Origin of the sequence: Acinetobacter sp. YH12140 (assembly GCF_013418475.1) — a bacterium.
Taxonomy (GTDB): domain Bacteria; phylum Pseudomonadota; class Gammaproteobacteria; order Pseudomonadales; family Moraxellaceae; genus Acinetobacter; species Acinetobacter amyesii.
This window is the reverse complement of the sequence record NZ_VPBZ01000021.1, coordinates 1-7,815: the sequence shown is the minus strand read 5'-3', so window position 1 is coordinate 7,815 and position 7,815 is coordinate 1. Positions and strand designations below refer to the sequence as shown.

Below are 7,815 nucleotides of genomic sequence, written 5' to 3'. Positions count from 1 at the left end.
GGCCAGGCCTCAGCATTTTATTATGGTGATCCCCTGGGCGAAATGCGCCTGGTAAGCAGAGTTTTTGAAATGTAAGGCCTTTGAATAAGACAAAAGGCTGCCTCATCGCTAACTTTGCAACAGTGCCACATCAAGGCCCGATCCTTGGAGCCCTTGCCCTCCCGCACGATGATCGTGCCGTGATCGAAATCCAGATCCTTGACCCGCAGTTGCAAACCCTCACTGATCCGCATGCCCGTTCCATACAGAAGCTGGGCGAACAAACGATGCTCGCCTTCCAGAAAACCGAGGATGCGAACCACTTCATCCGGGGTCAGCACCACCGGCAAGCGCCGCGACGGCCGAGGTCTTCCGATCTCCTGAAGCCAGGGCAGATCCGTGCACAGCACCTTGCCGTAGAAGAACAGCAAGGCCGCCAATGCCTGACGATGCGTGGAGACCGAAACCTTGCGCTCGTTCGCCAGCCAGGACAGAAATGCCTCGACTTCGCTGCTGCCCAAGGTTGCCGGGTGACGCACACCGTGGAAACGGATGAAGGCACGAACCCAGTGGACATAAGCCTGTTCGGTTGGTAAGCTGTAATGCAAGTAGCGTATGCGCTCACGCAACTGGTCCAGAACCTTGACCGAACGCAGCGGTGGTAACGGCGCAGTGGCGGTTTTCATGGCTTGTTATGACTGTTTTTTTGTACAGTCTATGCCTCGGGCATCCAAGCAGCAAGCGCGTTACGCCGTGGGTCGATGTTTGATGTTATGGAGCAGCAACGATGTTACGCAGCAGGGCAGTCGCCCTAAAACAAAGTTAACTCGAGGGAGAAATCGTGAAGTTATCACTAATGGCTGCCAAGTCGAAGAACGGTATTATCGGTAATGGACCAGATATTCCATGGAGCGCCAAAGGCGAGCAACTTCTATTTAAGGCAATTACATATAATCAATGGCTTTTAGTTGGACGCAAAACTTTTGAGTCAATGGGCGCTCTCCCAAATCGAAAGTATGCAGTTGTAACTCGCTCTAATTTTTCTACGAATGATGAGGGTGTAATGGTTTTCTCCTCAATTCAGGATGCCTTAATAAATTTAGAGGAAATCACGGATCATGTTATCGTTTCTGGTGGTGGTGAAATATACAAAAGCTTGATTTCCAAAGTAGATACTTTGCATATTTCAACAGTCGACATCGAGCGAGATGGAGACATAGTTTTTCCTGAAATCCCAGATACATTCAAGTTGGTATTTGAGCAAGATTTCGAGTCTAACATTAACTATTGTTATCAAATCTGGCAAAAGAGTTAACAAGCGCCTGCAATCTGACCTCCGGTTACTGTCACCTTTTTTTGCGGTGGAGCTGCAAAAAAGGCGCCATTAACCTCCGGCAGTTGAGGCGGGCGTTAGCCATATTATGGAGCCTCATGCTTTTATATAAAATGTGTGACAATCAAAATTATGGGGTTACTTACATGAAGTTTTTATTGGCATTTTCGCTTTTAATACCATCCGTGGTTTTTGCAAGTAGTTCAAAGTTTCAGCAAGTTGAACAAGACGTTAAGGCAATTGAAGTTTCTCTTTCTGCTCGTATAGGTGTTTCCGTTCTTGATACTCAAAATGGAGAATATTGGGATTACAATGGCAATCAGCGCTTCCCGTTAACAAGTACTTTTAAAACAATAGCTTGCGCTAAATTACTATATGATGCTGAGCAAGGAAAAGTTAATCCCAATAGTACAGTCGAGATTAAGAAAGCAGATCTTGTGACCTATTCCCCTGTAATAGAAAAGCAAGTAGGGCAGGCAATCACACTCGATGATGCGTGCTTCGCAACTATGACTACAAGTGATAATACTGCGGCAAATATCATCCTAAGTGCTGTAGGTGGCCCCAAAGGCGTTACTGATTTTTTAAGACAAATTGGGGACAAAGAGACTCGTCTAGACCGTATTGAGCCTGATTTAAATGAAGGTAAGCTCGGTGATTTGAGGGATACGACAACTCCTAAGGCAATAGCCAGTACTTTGAATAAATTTTTATTTGGTTCCGCGCTATCTGAAATGAACCAGAAAAAATTAGAGTCTTGGATGGTGAACAATCAAGTCACTGGTAATTTACTACGTTCAGTATTGCCGGCGGGATGGAACATTGCGGATCGCTCAGGTGCTGGCGGATTTGGTGCTCGGAGTATTACAGCAGTTGTGTGGAGTGAGCATCAAGCCCCAATTATTGTGAGCATCTATCTAGCTCAAACACAGGCTTCAATGGCAGAGCGAAATGATGCGATTGTTAAAATTGGTCATTCAATTTTTGACGTTTATACATCACAGTCGCGCTGATAAGGCTAACAAGGCCATCAAGTTGACGGCTTTTCCGTCGCTTGTTTTGTGGTTTAACGCTACGCTACCACAAAACAATCAACTCCAAAGCCGCAACTTATGGCGGCGTTAGACATCATGAGGGTAGCGGTGACCATCGAAATTTCGAACCAACTATCAGAGGTGCTAAGCGTCATTGAGCGCCATCTGGAATCAACATTGCTGGCCGTGCATTTGTACGGCTCCGCAGTGGATGGCGGCCTGAAGCCATACAGCGATATTGATTTGTTGGTTACTGTGGCCGTAAAGCTTGATGAAACGACGCGGCGAGCATTGCTCAATGACCTTATGGAGGCTTCGGCTTTCCCTGGCGAGAGCGAGACGCTCCGCGCTATAGAAGTCACCCTTGTCGTGCATGACGACATCATCCCGTGGCGTTATCCGGCTAAGCGCGAGCTGCAATTTGGAGAATGGCAGCGCAATGACATTCTTGCGGGTATCTTCGAGCCAGCCATGATCGACATTGATCTAGCTATCCTGCTTACAAAAGCAAGAGAACATAGCGTTGCCTTGGTAGGTCCGGCAGCGGAGGAATTCTTTGACCCGGTTCCTGAACAGGATCTATTCGAGGCGCTGAGGGAAACCTTGAAGCTATGGAACTCGCAGCCCGACTGGGCCGGCGATGAGCGAAATGTAGTGCTTACGTTGTCCCGCATTTGGTACAGCGCAATAACCGGCAAAATCGCGCCGAAGGATGTCGCTGCCGACTGGGCAATAAAACGCCTACCTGCCCAGTATCAGCCCGTCTTACTTGAAGCTAAGCAAGCTTATCTGGGACAAAAAGAAGATCACTTGGCCTCACGCGCAGATCACTTGGAAGAATTTATTCGCTTTGTGAAAGGCGAGATCATCAAGTCAGTTGGTAAATGATGTCTAACAATTCGTTCAAGCCGACCGCGCTACGCGCGGCGGCTTAACTCCGGCGTTGGGCGCACAATAAGGCTCCTTGCAGAGTTGCTTGAAAGTTGTTACGATTCAAATTTAATCATGAGATAGTCAGCAGATGAGCACTTCCAAGAACGCAGACAAGTAAGCCGCAGCAACCTTCATTTTTCGGTTGTTGCGGCGTTCTCATGAATCCTTTTGCTCTACGGGAGCGCCGCCAAATCCTTTGTTCAAGGAGATGGTTTCGTGCGCTCAAAAAACTTTAGTTGGCGGTACTCCCTTGCCGCCACGGTGTTGTTGTTATCACCGTTCGATTTATTGGCATCACTCGGCATGGACATGTACTTGCCAGCAGTGCCGTTTATGCCAAACGCGCTTGGTACGACAGCGAGCACAATTCAGCTTACGCTGACAACGTACTTGGTCATGATTGGTGCCGGTCAGCTCTTGTTTGGACCGCTATCGGACCGACTGGGGCGCCGCCCCGTTCTACTGGGAGGTGGCCTCGCCTACGTTGTGGCGTCAATGGGCCTCGCTCTTACGTCATCGGCTGAAGTCTTTCTGGGGCTTCGGATTCTTCAGGCTTGTGGTGCCTCGGCGTGCCTTGTTTCCACATTTGCAACAGTACGTGACATTTACGCAGGTCGCGAGGAAAGTAATGTCATTTACGGCATACTCGGATCCATGCTGGCCATAGTCCCGGCGGTAGGCCCATTGCTCGGAGCGCTCGTCGACATGTGGCTTGGGTGGCGGGCTATCTTTGCGTTTCTAGGTTTGGGCATGATCGCTGCATCTGCAGCAGCGTGGCGATTCTGGCCTGAAACCCGGGTGCAACGAGTTGCGGGCTTGCAATGGTCGCAGCTGCTACTCCCCGTTAAGTGCCTGAACTTCTGGTTGTACACGTTGTGTTACGCCGCTGGAATGGGTAGCTTCTTCGTCTTTTTCTCCATTGCGCCCGGACTAATGATGGGCAGGCAAGGTGTGTCTCAGCTTGGCTTCAGCCTGCTGTTCGCCACAGTGGCAATTGCCATGGTGTTTACGGCTCGTTTTATGGGGCGTGTGATACCCAAGTGGGGCAGCCCAAGTGTCTTGCGAATGGGAATGGGATGCCTGATAGCTGGAGCAGTATTGCTTGCCATCACCGAAATATGGGCTTTGCAGTCCGTGTTAGGCTTTATTGCTCCAATGTGGCTAGTGGGTATTGGTGTCGCCACAGCGGTATCTGTGGCGCCCAATGGCGCTCTTCGAGGATTCGACCATGTTGCTGGAACGGTCACGGCAGTCTACTTCTGCTTGGGCGGTGTACTGCTAGGAAGCATCGGAACGTTGATCATTTCGCTGTTGCCGCGCAACACGGCTTGGCCGGTTGTCGTGTACTGTTTGACCCTTGCAACAGTCGTGCTCGGTCTGTCTTGTGTTTCCCGAGTGAAGGGCTCTCGCGGCCAGGGGGAGCATGATGTGGTCGCGCTACAAAGTGCGGAAAGTACATCAAATCCCAATCGTTGAGAGAATGTGGCAAGCTATCGCCCAACAAATCGCTGCAGCCGACCCAAAACCGCTACGCGGTTTCGGTCGGCTGAGCTCAGGCGTTAAACATCATGAGGGAAGCGGTGATCGCCGAAGTATCGACTCAACTATCAGAGGTAGTTGGCGTCATCGAGCGCCATCTCGAACCGACGTTGCTGGCCGTACATTTGTACGGCTCCGCAGTGGATGGCGGCCTGAAGCCACACAGTGATATTGATTTGCTGGTTACGGTGACCGTAAGGCTTGATGAAACAACGCGGCGAGCTTTGATCAACGACCTTTTGGAAACTTCGGCTTCCCCTGGAGAGAGCGAGATTCTCCGCGCTGTAGAAGTCACCATTGTTGTGCACGACGACATCATTCCGTGGCGTTATCCAGCTAAGCGCGAACTGCAATTTGGAGAATGGCAGCGCAATGACATTCTTGCAGGTATCTTCGAGCCAGCCACGATCGACATTGATCTGGCTATCTTGCTGACAAAAGCAAGAGAACATAGCGTTGCCTTGGTAGGTCCAGCGGCGGAGGAACTCTTTGATCCGGTTCCTGAACAGGATCTATTTGAGGCGCTAAATGAAACCTTAACGCTATGGAACTCGCCGCCCGACTGGGCTGGCGATGAGCGAAATGTAGTGCTTACGTTGTCCCGCATTTGGTACAGCGCAGTAACCGGCAAAATCGCGCCGAAGGATGTCGCTGCCGACTGGGCAATGGAGCGCCTGCCGGCCCAGTATCAGCCCGTCATACTTGAAGCTAGACAGGCTTATCTTGGACAAGAAGAAGATCGCTTGGCCTCCCGCGCAGATCAGTTGGAAGAATTTGTTCACTACGTGAAAGGCGAGATCACCAAGGTAGTCGGCAAATAATGTCTAACAATTCGTTCAAGCCGACGCCGCTTCGCGGCGCGGCTTAACTCAAGCGTTAGATGCACTAAGCACATAATTGCTCACAGCCAAACTATCAGGTCAAGTCTGCTTTTATTATTTTTAAGCGTGCATAATAAGCCCTACACAAATTGGGAGATATATCATGAAAGGCTGGCTTTTTCTTGTTATCGCAATAGTTGGCGAAGTAATCGCAACATCCGCATTAAAATCTAGCGAGGGCTTTACTAAGCTTGCCCCTTCCGCCGTTGTCATAATCGGTTATGGCATCGCATTTTATTTTCTTTCTCTGGTTCTGAAATCCATCCCTGTCGGTGTTGCTTATGCAGTCTGGTCGGGACTCGGCGTCGTCATAATTACAGCCATTGCCTGGTTGCTTCATGGGCAAAAGCTTGATGCGTGGGGCTTTGTAGGTATGGGGCTCATAATTGCTGCCTTTTTGCTCGCCCGATCCCCATCGTGGAAGTCGCTGCGGAGGCCGACGCCATGGTGACGGTGTTCGGCATTCTGAATCTCACCGAGGACTCCTTCTTCGATGAGAGCCGGCGGCTAGACCCCGCCGGCGCTGTCACCGCGGCGATCGAAATGCTGCGAGTCGGATCAGACGTCGTGGATGTCGGACCGGCCGCCAGCCATCCGGACGCGAGGCCTGTATCGCCGGCCGATGAGATCAGACGTATTGCGCCGCTCTTAGACGCCCTGTCCGATCAGATGCACCGTGTTTCAATCGACAGCTTCCAACCGGAAACCCAGCGCTATGCGCTCAAGCGCGGCGTGGGCTACCTGAACGATATCCAAGGATTTCCTGACCCTGCGCTCTATCCCGATATTGCTGAGGCGGACTGCAGGCTGGTGGTTATGCACTCAGCGCAGCGGGATGGCATCGCCACCCGCACCGGTCACCTTCGACCCGAAGACGCGCTCGACGAGATTGTGCGGTTCTTCGAGGCGCGGGTTTCCGCCTTGCGACGGAGCGGGGTCGCTGCCGACCGGCTCATCCTCGATCCGGGGATGGGATTTTTCTTGAGCCCCGCACCGGAAACATCGCTGCACGTGCTGTCGAACCTTCAAAAGCTGAAGTCGGCGTTGGGGCTTCCGCTATTGGTCTCGGTGTCGCGGAAATCCTTCTTGGGCGCCACCGTTGGCCTTCCTGTAAAGGATCTGGGTCCAGCGAGCCTTGCGGCGGAACTTCACGCGATCGGCAATGGCGCTGACTACGTCCGCACCCACGCGCCTGGAGATCTGCGAAGCGCAATCACCTTCTCGGAAACCCTCGCGAAATTTCGCAGTCGCGACGCCAGAGACCGAGGGTTAGATCATGCCTAGCATTCACCTTCCGGCCGCCCGCTAGCGGACCCTGGTCAGGTTCCGCGAAGGTGGGCGCAGACATGCTGGGCTCGTCAGGATCAAACTGCACTATGAGGCGGCGGTTCATACCGCGCCAGGGGAGCGAATGGACAGCGAGGAGCCTCCGAACGTTCGGGTCGCCTGCTCGGGTGATATCGACGAGGTTGTGCGGCTGATGCACGACGCTGCGGCGTGGATGTCCGCCAAGGGAACGCCCGCCTGGGACGTCGCGCGGATCGACCGGACATTCGCGGAGACCTTCGTCCTGAGATCCGAGCTCCTAGTCGCGAGTTGCAGCGACGGCATCGTCGGCTGTTGCACCTTGTCGGCCGAGGATCCCGAGTTCTGGCCCGACGCCCTCAAGGGGGAGGCCGCATATCTGCACAAGCTCGCGGTGCGACGGACACATGCGGGCCGGGGTGTCAGCTCCGCGCTGATCGAGGCTTGCCGCCATGCCGCGCGAACGCAGGGGTGCGCCAAGCTGCGGCTCGACTGCCACCCGAACCTGCGTGGCCTATACGAGCGGCTCGGATTCACCCACGTCGACACTTTCAATCCCGGCTGGGATCCAACCTTCATCGCAGAACGCCTAGAACTCGAAATCTAACGTCCGTTCGGGCATCGAGGTCCATGTCGGGGTGGGACGGGCCCGTGGCTTCAAGATCACTTGCAGTCCGACCGCGAGGCACTGTTGCAAAGTTAGCGATGAGGCAGCCTTTTGTCTTATTCAAAGGCCTTACATTTCAAAAACTCTGCTTACCAGGCGCATTTCGCCCAGGGGATCACCATAATAAAATGCTGAGGCCTGGCC

The 7,815-nt window shown here is 52.6% G+C and carries 6 protein-coding genes and 5 pseudogenes; 9 read left to right on the top strand and 2 right to left on the bottom strand.

Annotated elements, in window-relative coordinates:
* Nucleotides 1-75: pseudogene (locus FTU75_RS17835) on the top strand (IS6 family transposase); the annotation flags it as partial.
* 53 nt (nucleotides 76-128) lie between these two features.
* Here the strand turns inward: FTU75_RS17835 and intI1 are convergent.
* Nucleotides 129-665 (bottom strand): annotated as a pseudogene (gene intI1, locus FTU75_RS17830) (class 1 integron integrase IntI1); the annotation flags it as partial.
* A 155-nt stretch (nucleotides 666-820) separates the two neighbouring features.
* Here intI1 and dfrA16 point away from each other — a divergent pair.
* The 8 genes and pseudogenes from dfrA16 to FTU75_RS17790 all read left to right on the top strand — a co-directional run bounded on the left by dfrA16 (nucleotide 821) and on the right by FTU75_RS17790 (nucleotide 7,611).
* A complete protein-coding gene (gene dfrA16, locus FTU75_RS17825) occupies nucleotides 821-1,294 on the top strand; it encodes a trimethoprim-resistant dihydrofolate reductase DfrA16 (RefSeq protein ID WP_032490158.1) in 474 nt (157 codons plus the stop codon).
* Between the two features lie 164 nt (nucleotides 1,295-1,458).
* Entirely contained in the window at nucleotides 1,459-2,325 is an 867-nt protein-coding gene (locus FTU75_RS17820) for a PSE family carbenicillin-hydrolyzing class A beta-lactamase CARB-2 (protein WP_001931474.1), read from the top strand.
* Nucleotides 2,326-2,442: 117 nt separating this feature from the next.
* Nucleotides 2,443-3,281, top strand: a pseudogene (locus FTU75_RS17815) (AadA family aminoglycoside 3''-O-nucleotidyltransferase).
* 214 nt (nucleotides 3,282-3,495) lie between these two features.
* Nucleotides 3,496-4,755: a chloramphenicol efflux MFS transporter CmlA6 gene (locus FTU75_RS17810; protein ID WP_001256773.1), complete on the top strand. Its 1,260-nt coding sequence runs from the start codon at nucleotides 3,496-3,498 to the stop codon at nucleotides 4,753-4,755.
* 92 nt (nucleotides 4,756-4,847) lie between these two features.
* Nucleotides 4,848-5,686, top strand: a pseudogene (gene aadA1 / locus FTU75_RS17805) (ANT(3'')-Ia family aminoglycoside nucleotidyltransferase AadA1).
* A gap of 116 nt (nucleotides 5,687-5,802) precedes the next feature.
* The gene (locus FTU75_RS17800) at nucleotides 5,803-6,150 is read left to right on the top strand and encodes a quaternary ammonium compound efflux SMR transporter QacE delta 1 (RefSeq protein ID WP_000679427.1); all 348 of its coding nucleotides are present in this window, start codon (nucleotides 5,803-5,805) and stop codon (nucleotides 6,148-6,150) included.
* Nucleotides 6,144-6,983 (top strand): sulfonamide-resistant dihydropteroate synthase Sul1, encoded by an 840-nt coding sequence (gene sul1, locus FTU75_RS17795; protein WP_000259031.1) that lies wholly within the window; start codon nucleotides 6,144-6,146, stop codon nucleotides 6,981-6,983. Before FTU75_RS17800 ends, sul1 begins: the two co-directional genes overlap by 7 nt.
* A 127-nt stretch (nucleotides 6,984-7,110) precedes the next feature.
* A complete protein-coding gene (locus FTU75_RS17790) occupies nucleotides 7,111-7,611 on the top strand; it encodes a GNAT family N-acetyltransferase (protein WP_000376623.1) in 501 nt (166 codons plus the stop codon).
* A gap of 129 nt (nucleotides 7,612-7,740) precedes the next feature.
* Here the strand turns inward: FTU75_RS17790 and FTU75_RS17785 are convergent.
* Nucleotides 7,741-7,815, bottom strand: a pseudogene (locus FTU75_RS17785) (IS6 family transposase); the annotation flags it as partial.

Bases quoted from the DNA above. Each gene is read 5' to 3' on its own strand.
- FTU75_RS17820 (WP_001931474.1), top strand. From the start codon at position 1,459: ATGAAGTTTTTATTGGCATTTTCGCTTTTAATACCATCCGTGGTTTTT.
- FTU75_RS17800 (WP_000679427.1), top strand. From the start codon at position 5,803: ATGAAAGGCTGGCTTTTTCTTGTTATCGCAATAGTTGGCGAAGTAATC.
- sul1 (WP_000259031.1), top strand. From the start codon at position 6,144: ATGGTGACGGTGTTCGGCATTCTGAATCTCACCGAGGACTCCTTCTTC.
- FTU75_RS17790 (WP_000376623.1), top strand. From the start codon at position 7,111: ATGGACAGCGAGGAGCCTCCGAACGTTCGGGTCGCCTGCTCGGGTGAT.